The following is a 17,920-nucleotide window of genomic DNA, read 5'->3' as shown; positions in this document are numbered from 1 at the left end:
CGGTGGGGCACAAGGACCTCCGGGGCGTGGAGTGGCTGTGTGGTAGCTCCACACCACGCCAGGAGGTCCTCCCTATTTCAAGATCATCCACCCCGTGTCGCCGTCACCAACGTCCATGGGCAGTACAACTAGCCGAGCGCGGGACGGGCGAGGGTCAGGGAGAAGTCGCCGGACGCGTCCGTCCAGAACTCGGCGAGCTCCATTCCCGCGGCGCCCAGCTCCGCTTCGAGGCGTTCCCGGCGGAACTTGGCGGAGATCTCGGTGCGCATCTCCTCCCCCGCCGCGAACGACACGTCGAGGTCGAGGCCGCCGACGCGGACGTTCTGGTCGCGGACCGACCGCAGCCGCATCTCGATCCACTCCGCCGCGTCGTCCCAGACCGCGACGTGCTCGAAAGCGTCCGGGTCGAAGTCGGCGTCCAGTTCCCGGTTGATGACGCGCAGGACGTTGCGGTTGAACTCGGCGGTGACCCCGGCGGCGTCGTCGTAGGCGCGGACGAGCCGTTCCGCGTCCTTGACGAGGTCGGCGCCGAGCAGCAGGAAGTCGCCGTCCGCCAGGGTGGCGCGCAGGCCGCCGAGGAACCCGATCCGGGCGGCGGGCGGCATGTTGCCGATCGTCCCGCCGAGGAAGGCGACGAGGCGCCGCTCGCCGCCGGGCAGCAGATGCAGGTGCTGCTCGTAGTCGGCGACGACGGTCCGGACGGTGAGGCCCGGATGGTCGGCCGCGATCCCGGCGGCGGCGTCCTCCAGGAAGTCGCCGCTGACGTCCACCGGCACGTACGAGCGGAGCGTGCCGGAGAGGGCGTCGAGGAGCAGCCGGGTCTTCTCCCCCGACCCGGCGCCGAGTTCCAGCAGCGTCCGCGCGCCGGTCGCGGCGGCGATGTCGGGGGCGCGCGCCACGAGGATCTCCCGTTCGCGGCGCGTCGGGTAGTACTCCTCCAGCCTCGTGATCTCCTCGAACAGCGCGCTGCCGCGCTCGTCGTAGAACCACTTGGGGGGCAGGGTCTTCGGCGTGCCGGTGAGGCCCTCCCGGACGTCGCTGCGGAGCGTCTTGGCGAGGTCGTCGGCGGTCAGGAACCGGTCCACGGGTTCCTCCTTCACGGGGTTCGAGGTCACGGAAACACGGTCACGGAAACGGGTCACAGCGGGTCGACGCGGACACCGGACGCGAGCCCGGCGGTGACGAGAGAGCGGTCCGGGACGCGGGTCCAGCCGGGGTCGTCGTCGAGCGGCTCGGACACGATCCGGATCTCGTCGACGCCCTCCCGGACGAACAGCGAGTCGCCCCAGGTCGTCGCGGCCAGGGTCGTCCCGTCGGAGGCGAGAAGGTTGTACCGGCCGGAGGTCAGGGCGGTGACGGCGGCGACGACGGCGACGAGCCCGTCGCCGAGCGGCAGTCCCTCCCGCCAGTACCGGACGGCGAGCGCGAACAGCGGCGCGGAGTCGACCGGGGCGCGGGCGTCCGGGACGCCGCTCACGTCTCCGGCCAGGTCGCGGAGCTTGGACTCGACGCCGTCGTAGTCCTCGACCTTCCCGTTGTGGCTGAACAGCCACGTCCCGGCGCGGAACGGCTGCGCGGACGACTCGTCCACGGGGAACCCGACCGTGGCGGACCGGATCGCCGCGACGGCACAGGACGCCCGGACGGCCCCGGCGATCTCCCGGAACGACTGATCGGTCCAGAGGGGTTGCGCGCGCCTGAACCGGACCGCCGCATGGTCCTGGTACCAGCCGACGCCGTACCCGTCGGCGTTGAGAAGGTTCCCCTGCGTCATCCGAGGCGCGTACGCCTGGGTCTCCAGGGAGTGCTCGCCGTCGAACACGAGCGAGTGCAGCGTCCGTTCGGGCCCCAGGTAGCCCAGGTGGCGGCACATCAGGCGCCCTCTCCGGCCGTGCGGGCACAGCGGAACCCGGAGAAGATCTGCCTGCGGATGGGGTAGTCCCAGTTCCGGAACGATCCGCGGACGGCGAGCGGGTGCGTCGCCCAGGAGCCGCCGCGCAGCACCTTGTACCCGGGCCCGAAGAACACCTCCGAGTACTCCTTGTAGGGGAAGGACCGGAAACCGGGGTAGCCGTGGAAGTCGGACGACGTCCACTCCCACACGTCGCCGAGCATGCGCCTGACCCCGTACGCCGACGCACCCGACGCGAAGGAACCGGTCTCGGACGGGCGGAGCGTCCGCTGCCCCAGGTTCGCGCGGCCCTCGTCGTAGACCTCGCCCCACGGGTACGTGCGGGACCGGTGGGTCTCCGGGTCCCAGCGCGCGGCCTTCTCCCATTCCGCCTCGGTCGGCAGCCGCTTGCCCGCCCACCGCGCGTAGGCGTCCGCCTCGTACCAGCACACGTGCTGGACGGCCTCGTCGGGCGGGACGGGTTCGGTCCGTCCGAACCGGCGGCGCAGCCACTGCCCGCCCTCCCGGAACCAGAACGCGGGGGCGTGCTTGTCGCCGCGTGTGCGCCATTCCCATCCGGCCGGGTCCCACCATCGCGGGTCGTCGTATCCGCCCGACTCCATGAACGCGAGATAGGCGGCGTTGGTCACCGGTTCCGTGTCGATGTAGTACGCGGGGACGTCCACCATGTGCGCGGGACGTTCATTGTCGTACGCCCACGGATTGTCGGACGTGCCCATCTGGAATGGGCCGCCCTCGATCAGCACCTCGTCCGTCCGGGGACGTTCGACACCGTTGTGAAGCGGGTCGGGCACGGGATCCAGCAGCGCGGGGGCGCCTTTCCGTAGCTGGTGGGTCGCCAGCATGGTCTCGTCGTGCATGTGCTCGTGCTGGACGACCATTCCGTACACGAAGCCGTCCGAGGTCAGCGGGTTCGTCGGGTCGAACCGCACCGACGACAGCGAGTCGAGCACCTTGGCGCGGACCGTGCCGATGTAGGCGCGCGCCTCCTCCGGGGTGAGGAGCGGCAGGGAGGGGCGTTCGGCGCGCGGATGCTCGAACGCGTCGTACAGGTCGTCGATCTCCGGGCGCATCGCCTCCACGCCCGCCGCCGCGCGCAGCAGCCACAGCTCCTCGTAGTTGCCGACGTGCGCCAGGTCCCACACGAGCGGCGACATCAGCGGCGACACCTGGCCGGTGAGGTCGTCGGCGGCCAGGACGTCGGTGGTGAGGCCGAAGCTCCGGTTCCGCACCGCGCCCAGCTCGTCGGCGATCAGGTTCTTCAGGTCGTCCTCGGCGATCGCGCCGGGAGAGCTCAACGGGGCCATGTGGGTTCCTTCCTGGGTGCGGGGTCGGTTGCGCGGTCGGGCGTACCGCCGGGCGAGGGGCCGGGTGCGGGGTCGTCCGCCGGGCTGCGGCCGCGTTCCACGTAGCGGCGGGCGTACTCGTCGACCAGCGGGACCAGCCCGGACGCGCCGAGCCGCGGCAGCGCGTCCAGCGCCGCGGCGAAACAGGTTCGGGCCGCGGCGGCCAGCGCCGCGTCCGACAGCCCGCACCGGGCGGCCTCCGCCCACCGGTGCGCCACCGGCTCCGTCGCCGCCTCCGCGATCCGGGACGCGGCCGGGTCGTCGAGCAGCGCGGTGGTGACGGCGACGGGGACGGGCCAGTACGGGCCCGGCAGCGCGTCGATCATCCGCAGTTCCAGCCAGCCGCGCGGCCGGACGGGCGGGAACAGCGTGGACAGGTGGTAGGTGAGGTCGTCCTCCCCGGGCTCGCCCTTGTCGAGCCACTCCATGAAGGACATGCCGGGGTCGGTGACCCAGGCGCCGTCCGCGGTGTGGACGAGCATGACGCGGGCGTCGAGCGCGTACCGCGTCCACGCCTCGGCGGGGTCGTCGTCCGCGCCGTCCCGCAGGACGGGCAGGGTGCGGCAGGGGTCGAGCTCGGTCCAGATGCCCTGCCGGGACGAGCGCAACCCGGTGCGGCGGCCCGCGCGCAGCGGCGAGTTCGCGAACGCGGCGACCAGCACCGGGCCGAGCGCGTGCGCGAGCCGCCACCGCCGTGCCGCGTCCGGGTCGTCGGCGCCGATGTCCAGGTTGACCTGGACGGACGCGGTCGAGCACATCATCGCCATGCCCGCGTCGGGGAAGCCGCCGGAGCGGAAGTAGTCCCGCATGCACGCGTACCGGGGATGGTCGGCCTGGAACCTGGGCCGCCGGACTGGGTCGACGCCGTGCCCGGCGAGCGCCAGCCCGTCCGGGGCGAGCGCGTTCCGGACGTGGGCGATGTCGCCGTCGAGGGCGGCGTGCAGCGCGTCGAGCGCGCCGAACGGCGCGGAGCTGAGCTCGACCTGTCCGCCCGGCTCGTAGGTGATCCGGCTGCCGCCGGGCGGCGGTCCGGCCGCCGCGACGAGGCTCCGCACCCGGTCGGCGGGGACGTGCGCGGCCGGATCGTCGGTGTCGACGACGAGCCATTCGGTCTCCGCGCCGACCGTTCCGAGCGGGCCCGTCTTGAAACAGACGCCGCGTATGTGCTGGTAGACGTCGTCCACGGTCAACCGGGTCACGCGCACTCCCCGCGTAGCTTCGATAACAAGTTCGAAACCTTCCCTGCTGAACCGCATCAGGAATCCACTGATTTTCAGGAAATTCGTGAAATCTCCATGAACGTCACTGTCCGCAAGGATCACCGTTACCTTCCGTGCCATTCGACGTACCGCCCGATCACCGACTTCTCAGGCGTTGAGCGGAGGCGCTAGAGTCCCTCGACCAGACGTGTGCACCCGGACAGGAGGGCCACATGCGCGCGGACACGGGCTCGCTCTACGACGCGCACGGCGACCGCCTCTACGCCTACTGCTGGTCGCTCCTTGGAGACCGGCACGCGGCGGCTGCGGTCCGCGACACGTTCACCGCGGCCGTCCACCATCCGCCCCGCGGCGACCGCGTGCTCTGGCTGTACTCGCTGGCACGGGCGGTCTGCGCCGAGCACGGCGCGTTCACCGCCGTCAACGGCCCCACCCGCACCCGCGGAGCGGCCGGGGCGGCCCGCGGCGCCTCGCTGTTCCCCGCCGCGGACCCGTTGCTGCACGCCGCCGGGACCCTGCGCGCCGACCACCGCGAGGTCCTGCTGCTGTGGGCGGGCGAATGGCTCGAACCGCATGACATCGCCCTCGTCGTCGGCATCGCGCCCGACACGGTCGCGCAGCTCCTCCACGCCGCCAGGACGCGGTTGGAACGCGCCGTTCTCGAGCTGCTCATGCGGACGCCTGCCGGATCCCGGCACGACCTGTTCCCCCTCATCGCCGCGTTCGAGAAGGGCAGGCTGCCCCAGCTCCTCGCCCGGCGGGCGCCGTCGCGCGCCCCCGACGGGCTGCGCGACCGGGTCCTCGCCGCCTGCGCGGAGGAGGTCACCCGGCCGCTGCCGAGCGTCACGGCCCCGAGCCCGCTCATCGTGTTCGGCGCGGAGAAGGCCCGTTCCGGGAAGGGCCGCTACCGTGCGCGTCGCGGGGAGTCCGGCGGCGTCTCCAAGGGTCTCGGCGCGGCGGCGGGCGTCGCCGCGTCGGCCGCCGCGATCTTCGGCCTGGTGGCCACCTGGCCGTCGGCCAAGGGCGGCGGCGGTGGCGCCGCCGCGCTCGTTCCGACGGCGAGCGGCGGTCAGACGAGCTCCGCGTCGCTGAAGACGGGCGCACCCGAGTTCCCCCTGCCCGAGTTCACCGGATCGGAGCGTGTGGACGGCGGGGCGCGGGCGTCGTCGGACGGCGGCCCGGCCACGACCAGCACCGGCGTCCCGCCGTGGCGCGACGGCTCGGAGCCGGGTTCTCCGGCCCCGGGGTCGGCCCCGGCGTCGGCGTCCACCTCGGCGGTCGCGCCGGCGCCGTCCGGCAGGTCGCCGGACGGCCAGAAACCGGCGAAGCCAACGAAACCGGTGAAAACGCCGACCACGCGGCCGAACACCCCGTCCACCCCGCCGGACGACGGGTCGCCGACCACTCCCCCGGACCCCGGCCCGACGACTCCCCCCGACAACGGTTCCTCCGGCCCGACCACGCCACCGACCGACCCGCCCACGGACCCGCCCACGGACGCCCCGGACGGGCCCAGCCCCAGCCCGACCACCAATCCGACCCCGTCGCCGGATTCCGAGTCGGGCCAGGGCTGACGCTCCCGGCTCCGGCGACGGGTGCCGCACGGCCCCGTCGCCGATGACGCTCGCCTACACCCCAGCGGCGCCGTCGACCGGGGTGTTGCCCCGGCGGACGGGCAGGGCCGCGAGGACCGCGACGGCCGCGACCACTCCGGCGACGGTGAGGGCGTTCTGGAAGCCGTCCATGAACGCCAGGTGGCTTCCGGTGGTGATGGCCTCGGCGGCCGGGGCGGGCGTGCCGGGCGGGACGGGCGCGACGCCCTGCGAGACGATCCCACCCTGTCCCGCGAGTTGCTCCGCCGCCGGGGCGGGGACGCCCGCGTCCGTCAGCCGCCCGAACAGCACGTCGCCGACCTTGGTGGACAGCAGCACGCCGAGCACGGAGGTGCCGAGGACGCCGCCGAGCTGCGAGGCGGTCTGCTGGAGCCCGCCCGCGACACCGGCGAGATGCGCGGGGGCGTTGCCGACGATGGCCTCCGTCCCGGCGACGATGACCATTCCGAACGCCAGCCCGATCAGCACGAACCACGGCCACAGCTGGACGTAGGGGGCGTCGACCCCGATACGCGACAGCCCGAACATCGCGGCCGCGGTGAACGCCATGCCGAGCACGAGCGGCACCCTCGGTCCGTACCGGTTGGTCAGCGTGCCCGCGAGCGGTGAGGCGACGATGAACACGCCGGTCATCGGCAGCATCCGGACACCCGCGTCCACCGGGCTCATCCCGTGCACCTGCTGCAGGTAGAGGGTGATGAAGAAGACCGTCCCGAACATGCCGAAGAAGCCGAGGATGATGAGCCCGGTCGCCGCCGACAACGACACCGACCGGAACAGCCCGAGCGGCAGCAACGGACGCTCGACCCGCAGCTCGTTCCAGACGAACGCGACGAACAACACGACCGACACGGCGAACGACACGAGCGGGACCGTGTCCCCGAAGCCGTCCTCACCCGCCTTGATCAGGCCCCAGACGAGGCCGAACAGCGCGCCGGTGAGCAGGGCGACGCCGGGCAGGTCGAACGAGCCCACGGCGCCCTCGTCCTTCGACTCGCGGATCACCCACAGGCCGACCAGGAGCGCGATCACGCCGAGCGGGGCGTTCAGGAAGAACACCGACTCCCAGTTGACGTTCTCGACCAGCAGACCGGCGACGATCGGGCCGCCCGCGATGGAGATGCCGACCGTGGAGCCCCAGATGCCGATGGCGGCGTTGAGCTTGTCGGCGGGGAAGGTGTTGCGCAGGATGGCCAGGCTCGCCGGTTGCAGGAGCGCCCCCGCGAAGCCCTGCACGACGCGCCAGAAGATGACCATCCCGAGGCCGCCGGACAGTCCGATCAGCACCGAGGAGACGGCGAAGCCGATGACGCCCGCCAGGAACGTCCGCTTGCGTCCGAACCGGTCGGCGATCTTCCCGGCCGGGATCAGCGTGACGGCGAGCGCCAGCAGGTAGGCGTTGGTGACCCACTGGAGACCGGACAGGCTCGCCCCGAGGTCCTTGGCGATCGCCGGGTTGGCGATCGCGACGACGGTCGCGTCGAGCCCGACCATCATCACGCCGAGCGCGACCGCGACGAGGGTGAGCCAGGGATGGCCGTGCCCGTTTCTGGCGGGACGGCCGCGGGCCCGGTCGCGCGGGGGTGTGTGGACGGCGCCCGGTTCGATCGTCGTCTCGGCGCCTGGGAACTGACTCATGTGGGACCTCCGGTTGGGCAGGGCATCAAATTGTCACAGCATGACACTTGTCGTCAACCGCCTTCAGTCACGCCAAGACATGATTCAGATCACGACATAGGTCACCACCTGACGCTTGGCTGGAGATCGCCCGCTGGTTACACTTCGCACATGACCGCGACCGCCCATGAGCCCGGCGCAGCCGACACCGGGCCCCAGCCCCCGGGCAGGCGCGAACGCAAGAAGCAGCGCACCCGTGAGGCGCTCGTCGACGCCGCGTTCGCGCTCTTCGCCGAGAAGGGCTTCGACGCCACCACCGTCGAGGAGATCGCCGACGCCGTGGACGTCTCGTCGCGCACGTTCTTCCGCTACTTCGCCTCGAAAGAGGACGTCGCGCTCACCTTCCAGGAGGAGCAGACCCACGCCGTCATCGACGCGCTGGCCACGCGTCCCGCCGACGAGCCGATCATGACGGCGCTGCGCCACACGGTCGTGGGCATCGCCCGCGCCTGCGAGAACGGCGAACTCGGCTTCGATCCCCAACGGTTCGAATGCCTGCACCAGATGATGCGCGACAGCCCGTCCCTCATGGCGGGCAGCCTGGAACGCGCGCAGAAGAAGCAGGCTCTGATCACCCAGGTCATCGGGGAACGGCTCGGCCTCGACCCCGCCACGGACCTGCGCCCGCACGTCATCGCCTCCGCCACGATGTGCGGCTTCCAGTCCGCCGCCGAAGCCGTGCGCCGGTTTCCCGGCGCGTTCGGCTCGGTCTCCGAGGCGGTCGACCAGGCCTTCGCCGTGCTCGAGCAGGGCCTCAACGAGCGACCCCACCCGCATCGGGAAGGCTAGGACGGCTCCTCGCGGAAGGGGCGGCGCGCGTCGGCGCGCGGCCTTCTGTCCGAACTGAATTCACACCGAAAAACCATTCAAGGCCGACTGATTGTCCGTGGACACCGGGCGGTTCTACATTCCGGGCATCGGGGTGACCACCTCCCCCTCGTCTCCCCACCCCCAGGAGAGCCCGAATGGCACGCAAACAGCTTGTGCTGGGCATCGCCGCCGCATCGAGCCTCGTCGTGGCGCCGGCGATCCCGGCGCACGCGGGGTCGTACTCCGCGACCGTCCCGCCGCGGACGGCGCCCCCCACCCCCGCGCCGCAGCCGGTGGAACGTGCCGCCGGCGTTCAGAAGCAACTGAAGATGTCGCTCGGTTCCAGGTTCGGCGGCGCGTGGGTCGAACACGGCTCCAAGGTCGTGGTCGCCACCACCGACGCCGCGTCCACCGCCAAGATCAAGGCGGCGGGCGCCACCCCGAAACTGGTGAAGTTCGACGCCGGCGCCCTCGACTCGGCGCACGCCACGCTGAACCGGCACGCGAGGTCGGCGCCCAGGTCGGTGGCGTCGTGGTACGTCGACGCCGAGACGAACCGGGTCGTCGTCCAGGCGTCCTCCACCTCGGCGGCGCGGCGGTTCGTTCAGGCGAGCGGTGTCGACGCCGCGAAGGTCCAGATCGTCCGTTCGACGGCCCGGCCCCGGCTGGTCCACGACATCGTCGGCGGCGAACGGTACTGGACGACCCAGTACGGCTGCTCCGTCGCCTTCTCCGTGGACGGCGGGTTCCTCACCGCCGGGCACTGCGGGAAGCAGGGCGAACGGACCGAGGGCGGCAACCGGGTCGCGCAGGGCACGTTCGGCGGTTCCTCGTTCCCGGGCGACGACTACGCCTGGGTGGACACCAACGACCAGTGGACGCCCACGCCGAAGGTCAACAAGCACGACGGCACGTTCCAGACGATCCGGGGCGCGGTCGAGGCGCCGGTGGGCACCCGCGTGTGCCGGTCGGGCGGCACGACCAGCACGCAGATCTGGTGCGGGCCCATCAAGCAGCGCAATGTGACCGTCAACTACCAGGAGGGCGCGGTCTCCGGCCTCATCTCGGCCGGCATCTGCGCCGACCCCGGCGACTCCGGCGGCGCGCTGTTCACCGAGGAGGGCCAGGCTCAGGGCATCACGTCCGGCACCTCGGGCTCCTGCGACAACGGCCAGGACAGCCGCGACGTGACGTACTTCCAGCCGGTCTCGGAGGTCCTGCAGATCCTCGCCCGGGACGGTCGCGAACTGGTCACCGAGGGCGGCGGCCCCGGTCCGGGCGCGTGCGGCGAGTACGACACCAAGCTGACCGGCTCGCTCACATCCGGCGGCAGCGACTACCAGCCGGGCGACGGCTACACCACGACGACCTCCGGCGCGCACACCGCGTGCCTCGACGGCCCCGACGGTGTCGACTTCGACGTCTACCTCCAGAAGTTGAACGGCGGCACCTGGCAGACCGTCGCGTACTCGATCAGCCCGACCCCTGACGAGACCATCGACTACAACGGCACCGCGGGCACGTACCGGTACCGCGTCCACGCCTACGGCGGCAACGGCGACTACCACTTCGGGTTCAGCCGCCCGTAACGTCCGCGAACTTCCCCGGCCGTCCCTCCCCAATCTGGGCGGCCGGGGAGCTTTCCCTGTGTCGCGGCGCCTGCGCCACTAATCTGGACCCCCGACAGACGAGCCCGGACGAGCCAGGACGAAGGTGTGCCAGTGACCGAGCAGGAACCGATCCTCAGCGACGGGGTCATCATCGAGTTCATCGATGGCAAGGACGTCCCCGTCGAGCACAAGGACTTCGGTGACCGGGCCGTCGTCATGCGCGACGCGAAGAACCCGGAGGGCCCGATCCTCTACTTCACCGAGGCCGAGTGGGACGCCTTCATCGCGGGCGTCAAGGACGGCGAGTTCGACGACCTCTTGGAAGACCCCACCGAGGCTCCCTGACCGGCGTCAGCCACGGGCGCGCCAGCGGGCGGCGAGGTCCCGTTCCGCCTCGGCGCTCAGGTCGCCCCACAGCCGGAGCCGGGCGAGGCCGCCGTCCGGGTGGATGTCGACGCGGACGGCGGTGACCTCGGGCGATCGGAGCCGGAAACGGTGCCGGGTGTCGGGCCGGAGACGGGTGCGGGGAATGAGGACCAGCGGCGACGCCCGCTCGTCCGGCGGCGGCCACTCGTCGAAGCCGACGAGCTCGAACTCGGCGGGCGCGTTGAACTTCAGGTTCGTCGTGTCGATCTCCGCGAGCCTGATGCTCCCCCGGCCCGCGAGGGCGATCAGCGCCCAGTCGTTGCCCCCGCCGCGGCGGCGGGCGGTCTCCCACCCCTCGGCCTGGGTGCGGGCCGGGCCGGGGAACAGCATGTTGTCGGCCGACGAGTAGAACCCGTCGGAGCAGTCGCGGACGCGGGCGCCGTTCTCCAGGGCCGCCAGGTCGACGGTCAGGCCGGTCAGGAACTCCGGGTCGGGGGTGACGTGGCCGTGGACGCGGAGCCGCGCGACGCCGCCGTCCGGGAACACGCTGAGCCGCACATGGGTGAACACGCGGTCCGGTTCGGCCGCGACGAAGGCGTGTTCGGCGTCGCCCTTGAGCGCGCTCCTCGGGACGATCTCGACCCAGTCGGCGTGCGACAGCTCGGCGGGCGAGGGGTGGCCGTCGACGAAGCACGCCTCGACGGACGCGTGCGGCGGGAAGTTCCCCGTGAACCAGGCGGTGTCGATGACGACGCCGGCGATCCGGCCGGGCAGGCCGAGGCGGACCAGCGCCCAGTCGTGCCCGGGGCCGCGGCGCCGCGCGGTCTCCCAGCCGTCGTAGAGCTGGCCCTTCGGCCCGAAGGTTCCCGGCCGGAACTCCGGCTTCCACGGGTTGAGCAGGTTCTCCTTCGCCGCGAACGACTCGTCGCTCGCGGCGATGACCGACCCGCCGAGCGTCCGGACGGCCAGGTCCGGCAGCGAGGTGAAACCGGTCATCGCGACTCCGTTCGGTCGAGCAGGCGTCCGGTCGGCGTGGCCGTGACCGGCCTGCCGCGCAGCCACGTCGTCCGCACCACCCCCGTCAGCGTGCGGCCCTCGTACGGGGTGACGGGATGGCGGTGGTGGAGCGCGGCCGGGTTCACGGTGAAGGTCTCGTCGGCGGCGAAGGCGACGAGGTCGGCGTCGTTCCCGACGGCGATGCCGCCCTTGCCCGGGACGGCGGCGAGCGCGGCGGGCGCCTCGGACATCCACCGCGACACGGCGCGCAGGTCGTGTCCACGGGCGCGTGCGGCCGTCCAGACGACGGGGAGACCGAGTTGCAGGGACGAGATCCCGCCCCACGCGGTGGCGAAGTCCCCGCGTTTCAGTTCGGGCGCGCACGGCGAATGGTCGGTGACGACACAGGTGATCACGTCGGCGGCGAGGCCCCGCCAGAGCGGCTCGCGGTTCGCGGATTCGCGGATGGGCGGGCAGCACTTGTGCGCGGGGTCGCGTGCGTCGTCGGCGCAGAGCACGAGGTAGTGCGGGCAGGTCTCGGCGGTCACGGGCAGCCCGTCCGCCCGCGCCTTGGCGAGGACGTCCACGCAGTCGGCGGCGGACACGTGCAGGATGTGCGCGCGCACGCCCGTCTCCTCCACCAGCCGGACGGCCTGTTCGACGGCGAGGCGCTCGGCGGACGGCGGACGTGAGGCCAGGAACTCCGGATATCCCCCGCCGGTCGGCGACGACAGCGACGCGGGGTCCTCCGCGTGGACGACGGCGAGGCCGCCGAACGAGGCGATCTCCCGGAACGCCGCCCGCATCTCCTCGACGGACAGGGCCGGGAACTCGGGAACGCCCGAGTCGGACATGAAGCATTTGAAGCCGAAGACGCCCAGGTCGTGCAGCGGGCGCAGGCTGGGCACGTTGCCCGGGACGGCGCCGCCCCAGAACCCGACGTCCACCGCGCACGCGCCCTGCGCCGCCTCCCGTTTCACGGCCAGCGCGGCCGGGTCGACGGTCGGCGGGACGGAGTTCAGCGGCATGTCGACGAGGGTGGTGACCCCGCCGGACGCGGCGGCGCGGGTCGCGGTCGCGAAGCCCTCCCATTCGGTGCGGCCCGGCTCGTTGACGTGCACGTGCGTGTCGACGAGGCCGGGCAGCAGCGCGATGTCGCCGAGGTCGACGGAGGCGCCCGCCGGGAGGTCGGCGCCGTGCGGGTGGACGCCGCTGATCCGCCCGTCGCGGACGGACACGGCGGCGGGGCGCTCACCGTCCGGCAGCACCGCCCGCCGCGACCTGATCACAAGGTCGTCCATGTCACGCCCCCCCGGACGATGTGCTCCGGCCGGACCGGCACCCGCGCCAGCGCCAGACCCGTGGCGTCGCGGACGGCGGCGACGATCGCGGGCGTGGACGACAGCGTCGGCGGCTCGCCGGCGCCGCGCAGCCCGTACGGCGCCTCCGGGTCGGGATGTTCCAGGATGTCGAGCCGCATCGGCGGCATGTCGAGGATCGTCGGGATGAGGTAGTCGGTGAACGACGGGTTCTGAACCTGGCCGTCCACCACGATGATCTCCTCCATCAGGGCGAGGCCGAGGCCCTGCGCCGATCCGCCGTGGATCTGCCCCTCCACGCCCGTCCGGTTGATGATCTTGCCGACGTCCTGGACGGCGGCGAGCTCGACGACCTTGACGAGCCCGAGTTCCACGTCCACGTCGACGACGGCGCGGTGGACGCACAGGGCGAGCTGGGTGTGGCTGCGTCCCTGCCCGGTCACGGGGTCCATCGGGACGGTCGGCCGGTGCCGGTACTCGCGGGTCCGCTCGATGACGTCGTCGCGCAGGACGTCCTCGACGGCGCCGAGCACCCCGTCCGCCCGAGAGACGATCTTCCCGCCGAGGACGGTCAGGTCGTCGCGGTCGTGGCCGCCACGGGCGAGGCGGCGGGCGGCGAGGGCGAGCAGTTCGGCGCGGACCGCCTCGCAGGCGGCCTTGACCGCGCCGCCCGACATGTACGACTGGCGGGACGCGCTGGACGATCCGGCGTCGCCGACCCGGTCGTCCGCCGGGGCGATCGTGACCTTCTGGACGCCCAGCTCCGTCCGCGCGATCTGAGCCTGGATCGTGACGAGGCCCTGCCCGACCTCCGCGGCGGCGGTGTGGACGAGCGCCGTCGCCTCACCGCCGATGACCTCCAGCCGGACACGGGCGGTGGAGTAGTCGTCGAAGCCCTCGGAGAAGCAGATGTTCTTGATCCCGACGCCGTAGCCGACACCTCGCGCGACCCCCTCGCCGCGTGTCGTCTGCGACACCCCGCCGGGCAGGTTCCGTAGGTCGGACGGGTCGAGCGGCGGCGGCAGCGGCATCGCGTCGAGCCGGGTCAGCATGTCGGCGAGCGGTGCCGGCGACTCGATGATCTGCCCGGTCGCGAGCCTCGACCCCTGCGAGACGGCGTTGCGGCGGCGGATCTCGACGGGCCCGATCCCGCAGGCCGCGCCGAGCTCGTCCATCATCGACTCGTAGGCGAAGCATGCCTGGACCGCTCCGAACCCGCGCATCGCGCCGCACGGCGGGTTGTTGGTGTAGACGCCGTAGGCGTCGATGCGGATGTTGGGGATCTCGTACGGGCCGACGCCGAGCGAGGCGGCGTTCCCGACGACGTTCCTCGTGGACGAGGTGTACGCGCCGCCGTCCAGCACGATCTCGACGTCGGCGTACAGGAGCCGCCCGTCGGCGGTGGCGCCGTACTCGTACCGCATCCGCGCCGGATGCCGGTGGACGTGCCCGAAGAACGACTCGTGCCGGTCGTAGGACATCTTGACCGGCCTGCCGGTGCGCAGCGCCAGCATCGCCGCGTGGATCTGCATCGACAGGTCCTCGCGCCCGCCGAACGCGCCGCCGACGCCCGCGAGGGTCATGTGCACCTGGTCCTCGGCGAGGCCGAGGCACGGCGCGATCTGTCTGAGGTCGTTGTGCAGCCACTGGGTCGACACGTGCAGGTCGACGCCGCCGTCCTCGGACGGGATCGCCAGTCCCGCCTCAGGTCCGAGGAACGCCTGGTCCTGGATGCCGACCTCGTAATCGCGCGTGACGACGACCTCGGCCCCGGCCCGCGCCGCCGCCACGTCACCGACGCGGACGGGTTGGTACCGGGTGATGCCGCCCAACTCCTGGACCTTCAGGCCCTCCGGGTCGGCGATCACGGCGCGGGAGTCGGTGATCGGTTCGCGGACGTCATAGTCGACGACGATCTTCGCGAGGGCGCGGCGGGCCGCCTCCGGGTGGTCGGCGGCGACCAGCGCGACCGGCTCGCCCTGGTACCTGACCTGGTCGATCGCCAGGACGGGCTGGTCCGCGGGGTGGTCGAGGCCGAAAAGCGCGCGTCCCGGGACGTCCTCGTGGGTGAGGACCGCGCGGACACCGGGCATCGCGAGCGCCGGGCCGACGTCGATCGACCGGATCAGCGCGCGGGGGTGCGGGCTGCGGAGCGTCGCGCCCCACAGCATCCCGTCCATCCACAGGTCGGAGGCGTAGGCGAACTCGCCGACGACCTTCAGCGTGCCGTCCGGGCGGAGCGGGCTGTCCCCCACGCCACCCGGCGCGGACGCGACGTCCAGCGGCGAGGTCATCGCGACACCTCCTCGGCGAGCGCCATCAGTCGGCGGTGGGCGGCGACGCCGCGCCGTCCGACCTCGTCCTCCGGGACGGTGACGAGCGTGTCGTCGGCGACGACGGTCCGGCCTCCGACCAGCAGGCGATGCAGCGGCGGAGTCGGCCCGAACACGAACGCGACGACCGGGTCGTCGACGGCGGCGTGGAAGCCGTCCATCCGCCAGAGGGCGATGTCGGCGAGCTTGCCCGGTTCGAGCGTGCCGAGCTCGTCGTCGCGGCCGAGGCAGCGGGCCCCGCCGAGCGTCCCCATCTCCAAGGCCTGCCGGGCTGTGAGGGAGGTCGGTCCGTAGCGGGCGCGCTGCATGTAGACCGCCTGCCGCAGTTCCCCGGCGAGCGGGACGAGTTCCGCGGACGCGGGGCCGTCCACACCGAGCCCGACCGTCGCGCCCTCGGCGAGGAGATGGGACACGCGGGCGATCCCGGCGCCGAGGCGGGCGTTCGAGCTTGGGCAGTGCGCCGTGCCGGTGCGGGTCTCGGCGAGCCGTTTGACGTCGGTGTCGTGGAGATGGACGCAGTGCGCGAGCCACACGTCCGGGCCGAGCCAGCCGATCGAGTCCATGTACTCGACCGGTGTCATGCCGAACTGCTCGGTGGTGTGCTCCTCCTCGTCGAGGGTCTCGGCGAGGTGGGTGTGCAGCCGGACGCCCTTCTCCCGCGCCAGCTCCGCCGAGCGGACCAGCAGTTCCCGGGTGACGGTGAACGGCGAGCAGGGCGCGACGGCGACGCGCAGCATCGAGCCGGGCGACGGGTCGTGGTACCGGTCTATCGCGGCGGCGGTCTCGGTGAGGACCGTGTCGAGGTCCTCGACGACCTCGTCCGGTGGCAGCCCGCCGCGCGACTCGCCCCGGTCCATCGAGCCGCGGCACGGGTGGAACCGGACGCCGATCTCCCGGGCCGCCTCGATTCCCGCCGCGAACAGGTCGCCGCGTCCCTTCGGGAACAGGTAATGGTGGTCGGTGGAGGTGGTGCAGCCCGACTTGGCCAGCCAGCCGAGGCCCGCGCTCGCCGCCCCGGCCACGATCTCCGCGTCCATCTTCGACCAGGGCCTGTACAGGGTCGTCAGCCACTCGAACAGGGGGCTGTCGACCGCCAGGCCCTGGCTCGCCCACTGGTAGAGGTGGTGGTGCGTGTTGACCAGGCCGGGGGTGGCGAGGCACCCGGCGGCGTCGATCAGGTTGACTTGGTCGGCCTCGTCGACGGCGGCTCGCCCGGGGCCCACGGCGGTGATGCGGTCGGCCTCGACGACGATGTGGCCGTCCGGGTACTCGTCGCCGGAGACGGTGACGACGTGGGCGTTCTCGATGACGGTCTTCGCCCTCCGCGTCATGACGCCGCCGCCTTCCGCTCGGCGGCCAGCCGCACCGCGTCGACGATCTTCTCGTAGCCGGTGCAGCGGCACAGGTTCCCCGCCAGCGCCTCGCGGATCTCGGCGTCGGTCGGCGCCGGGTTCCGCTCGATCAGGTCGTGGGACTGGACGATCAGGCCGGGCGTGCAGAACCCGCACTGGACGGCCCCCGCCTCCAGGAACGCCTCCTGGACCGGATCGAGTCGCTCGTCCCCCGGCTGCCCCTCCGCCAGGCCCTCCACCGTGCGGACCTTCCGCCCCTCCGCCTGACCGGCCGCGACCAGGCACGAACACACGGGGAGACCGTCCAGATAGACCGTGCAGGACCCGCATTCACCCTGCTCACAGGCGTTCTTGGACCCCGGCAGGCCCATCCGTTCCCGCAGCAGGAAGAGCAGGCTCTCGCCCTCCCACACATCGTCCACGACCTGGTGCGAGCCGTTGACCGTGAGGTTCACGCGCATCAGGAGGCCTCCCTTCCCAGCGAGCCCACGCTTCCGGTGGAACCCGCGCGGTGGTCGTTCCAGGCCCAGGTCAGCGTGCGGCGCGCCATCACCGACAGGGCCCGTCTGCGGTAGTCGCCCGTTCCGCGGACGTCGTCGATCGGCGACGCCGCCTCCGCCACCAGCTCACCGAACCGCCGCGCCGCGGCCTCCGACAGCGGGCCGCGGCCGTCCCAGTCCAACTCGTGCGCGATGAACGCCTCGGCGGCCGGGGCCCGGCGCGGTGTCGGCGCCGCCGAGCCGAGCCCGGTCCCGACGCGCCGCTCCCGTGGATGCAGCGCGACCGCGAACGAGCACACGGCGATCACCATCGCGTTCCTGGTGCCGATCTTGGAGAAATATTGGGGGCCGGACGCCGGGGCCGCCCAGAACGCCCGGATCAGCTCGTCCGGCGCCAGCGCGGTCCGCTTCACGCCGGTGAAGAACTCCGCGACCGGGATCATCCGGACGCCGCGCGCCGCCGACTCCGCCTCGACCACGGCGTCACCCGCCAGCAGCGGCGGATGACCGTCCCCGGCGGGCGAGGCGGCGCCGAGGTTCCCGCCGACCGTGCCGCGGTTGCGGATCTGCGGCGAGCCCACGGTCCGGGACGCCTGCGCGAGGCCCGGCAGGCTCCGTCCGAGCTCGGTGATCAGGCGGGCGTACGGGACGCCCGCGCCGACGCGGAGGCGTCCGTCCGCCGGGTCCCAGTCGGCGAGGGCGCGGACGCCGGTCAGGTCGAGCAGCGCCGCGGGCCGGCGCCGGTCGAAGTTGATCTCGACCATGACGTCGGTGCCGCCCTGGACGGGCAACGCGTCCGGCCGCTCCGCCTTGACGGCGAGCGCGTCCTGCCAGGTCGCCGGTCGTAGGAAGTCCATGTCCCTTCC

Annotated in this window: 15 protein-coding genes; 4 read left to right on the top strand and 11 right to left on the bottom strand. The window is 72.6% G+C overall.

What is annotated here, in order from left to right:
* Positions 1-128 precede the first annotated feature (128 nt).
* Genes egtD through egtA form a run of 4 tightly spaced genes read right to left on the bottom strand, consistent with a single transcriptional unit; the run spans position 129 to position 4,457 of the window.
* Positions 129-1,085, bottom strand: a complete 957-nt coding sequence (gene egtD / locus D0T12_RS16350) for an L-histidine N(alpha)-methyltransferase (protein WP_199487500.1) — start codon at positions 1,083-1,085, stop codon at positions 129-131.
* Between the two features lie 53 nt (positions 1,086-1,138).
* Entirely contained in the window at positions 1,139-1,873 is a 735-nt protein-coding gene (egtC, locus tag D0T12_RS16345; protein WP_117400392.1) for an ergothioneine biosynthesis protein EgtC, read from the bottom strand.
* Positions 1,873-3,219, bottom strand: coding sequence for an ergothioneine biosynthesis protein EgtB (gene egtB, locus D0T12_RS16340; protein ID WP_117400391.1), 1,347 nt, complete (start codon positions 3,217-3,219; stop codon positions 1,873-1,875). Before egtB ends, egtC begins: the two co-directional genes overlap by 1 nt.
* Positions 3,207-4,457, bottom strand: a complete 1,251-nt coding sequence (egtA, locus tag D0T12_RS16335) for an ergothioneine biosynthesis glutamate--cysteine ligase EgtA (protein ID WP_117400482.1) — start codon at positions 4,455-4,457, stop codon at positions 3,207-3,209. The genes egtB and egtA overlap by 13 nt, the downstream gene beginning before the upstream one ends.
* Positions 4,458-4,690: 233 nt before the next feature.
* On the opposite strand from egtA, the gene D0T12_RS16330 reads away from it, so the two are divergent.
* Entirely contained in the window at positions 4,691-6,052 is a 1,362-nt protein-coding gene (locus D0T12_RS16330) for an RNA polymerase sigma factor (RefSeq protein WP_117400390.1), read from the top strand.
* A 54-nt stretch (positions 6,053-6,106) separates the two neighbouring features.
* Here the strand turns inward: D0T12_RS16330 and D0T12_RS16325 are convergent, their stop codons facing one another.
* A complete protein-coding gene (locus tag D0T12_RS16325; RefSeq protein ID WP_117400389.1) occupies positions 6,107-7,729 on the bottom strand; it encodes an MFS transporter in 1,623 nt (540 codons plus the stop codon).
* A 150-nt stretch (positions 7,730-7,879) separates the two neighbouring features.
* Between D0T12_RS16325 and D0T12_RS16320 the strand changes: the two genes are divergently transcribed.
* The 3 genes from D0T12_RS16320 to D0T12_RS16310 all read left to right on the top strand — a co-directional run bounded on the left by D0T12_RS16320 (position 7,880) and on the right by D0T12_RS16310 (position 10,533).
* The gene (locus D0T12_RS16320) at positions 7,880-8,557 is read left to right on the top strand and encodes a TetR family transcriptional regulator (protein ID WP_117400388.1); all 678 of its coding nucleotides are present in this window, start codon (positions 7,880-7,882) and stop codon (positions 8,555-8,557) included.
* Between the two features lie 176 nt (positions 8,558-8,733).
* Positions 8,734-10,167 carry a S1 family peptidase gene (locus D0T12_RS16315; protein ID WP_117400387.1) on the top strand — a complete coding sequence of 478 codons (1,434 nt, stop codon included), beginning with the start codon at positions 8,734-8,736 and terminating at the stop codon, positions 10,165-10,167.
* A gap of 132 nt (positions 10,168-10,299) precedes the next feature.
* Positions 10,300-10,533, top strand: coding sequence for a DUF397 domain-containing protein (locus tag D0T12_RS16310; protein ID WP_117400386.1), 234 nt, complete (start codon positions 10,300-10,302; stop codon positions 10,531-10,533).
* A gap of 6 nt (positions 10,534-10,539) precedes the next feature.
* Here the strand turns inward: D0T12_RS16310 and alc are convergent, their stop codons facing one another.
* From alc to D0T12_RS16280, 6 genes are read right to left on the bottom strand one after another with little or no spacing between them, the layout of a single operon-like run.
* Complete coding sequence (gene alc / locus D0T12_RS16305; protein ID WP_117400385.1) at positions 10,540-11,550, bottom strand: allantoicase; 1,011 nt, start codon at positions 11,548-11,550, stop codon at positions 10,540-10,542.
* Positions 11,547-12,851 carry an allantoinase AllB gene (gene allB, locus D0T12_RS16300; protein WP_117400384.1) on the bottom strand — a complete coding sequence of 435 codons (1,305 nt, stop codon included), beginning with the start codon at positions 12,849-12,851 and terminating at the stop codon, positions 11,547-11,549. The genes alc and allB overlap by 4 nt, the downstream gene beginning before the upstream one ends.
* Entirely contained in the window at positions 12,836-15,163 is a 2,328-nt protein-coding gene (locus tag D0T12_RS16295) for a xanthine dehydrogenase family protein molybdopterin-binding subunit (protein WP_117400383.1), read from the bottom strand. The genes allB and D0T12_RS16295 overlap by 16 nt, the downstream gene beginning before the upstream one ends.
* Entirely contained in the window at positions 15,160-16,533 is a 1,374-nt protein-coding gene (locus D0T12_RS16290; RefSeq protein ID WP_117400382.1) for an 8-oxoguanine deaminase, read from the bottom strand. Before D0T12_RS16290 ends, D0T12_RS16295 begins: the two co-directional genes overlap by 4 nt.
* The gene (locus D0T12_RS16285) at positions 16,530-17,015 is read right to left on the bottom strand and encodes a (2Fe-2S)-binding protein (protein WP_117400381.1); all 486 of its coding nucleotides are present in this window, start codon (positions 17,013-17,015) and stop codon (positions 16,530-16,532) included. The genes D0T12_RS16290 and D0T12_RS16285 overlap by 4 nt, the downstream gene beginning before the upstream one ends.
* Complete coding sequence (locus tag D0T12_RS16280) at positions 17,015-17,911, bottom strand: FAD binding domain-containing protein (RefSeq protein ID WP_117400380.1); 897 nt, start codon at positions 17,909-17,911, stop codon at positions 17,015-17,017. The genes D0T12_RS16285 and D0T12_RS16280 overlap by 1 nt, the downstream gene beginning before the upstream one ends.
* Between the last annotated feature and the right edge of the window lie 9 nt (positions 17,912-17,920).

It is taken from the genome of Actinomadura spongiicola, assembly GCF_003432485.1.
GTDB classification, from domain to species: domain Bacteria; phylum Actinomycetota; class Actinomycetes; order Streptosporangiales; family Streptosporangiaceae; genus Spirillospora; species Spirillospora spongiicola.
The sequence above is the reverse complement of the archived record's forward strand: the minus strand, read 5'-3'. Positions and strand labels throughout refer to the sequence as shown.

Excerpts from the sequence above, each read along its gene's own strand:
- egtC (WP_117400392.1), bottom strand. The coding sequence starts at position 1,873 with ATGTGCCGCCACCTGGGCTACCTGGGGCCCGAACGGACGCTGCACTCG.
- egtB (WP_117400391.1), bottom strand. The coding sequence starts at position 3,219 with ATGGCCCCGTTGAGCTCTCCCGGCGCGATCGCCGAGGACGACCTGAAG.
- D0T12_RS16330 (WP_117400390.1), top strand. The coding sequence starts at position 4,691 with ATGCGCGCGGACACGGGCTCGCTCTACGACGCGCACGGCGACCGCCTC.
- D0T12_RS16325 (WP_117400389.1), bottom strand. The coding sequence starts at position 7,729 with ATGAGTCAGTTCCCAGGCGCCGAGACGACGATCGAACCGGGCGCCGTC.
- D0T12_RS16320 (WP_117400388.1), top strand. The coding sequence starts at position 7,880 with ATGACCGCGACCGCCCATGAGCCCGGCGCAGCCGACACCGGGCCCCAG.
- D0T12_RS16315 (WP_117400387.1), top strand. The coding sequence starts at position 8,734 with ATGGCACGCAAACAGCTTGTGCTGGGCATCGCCGCCGCATCGAGCCTC.
- alc (WP_117400385.1), bottom strand. The coding sequence starts at position 11,550 with ATGACCGGTTTCACCTCGCTGCCGGACCTGGCCGTCCGGACGCTCGGC.
- allB (WP_117400384.1), bottom strand. The coding sequence starts at position 12,851 with ATGGACGACCTTGTGATCAGGTCGCGGCGGGCGGTGCTGCCGGACGGT.
- D0T12_RS16295 (WP_117400383.1), bottom strand. The coding sequence starts at position 15,163 with ATGACCTCGCCGCTGGACGTCGCGTCCGCGCCGGGTGGCGTGGGGGAC.
- D0T12_RS16290 (WP_117400382.1), bottom strand. The coding sequence starts at position 16,533 with ATGACGCGGAGGGCGAAGACCGTCATCGAGAACGCCCACGTCGTCACC.
- D0T12_RS16285 (WP_117400381.1), bottom strand. The coding sequence starts at position 17,015 with ATGCGCGTGAACCTCACGGTCAACGGCTCGCACCAGGTCGTGGACGAT.
- D0T12_RS16280 (WP_117400380.1), bottom strand. The coding sequence starts at position 17,911 with ATGGACTTCCTACGACCGGCGACCTGGCAGGACGCGCTCGCCGTCAAG.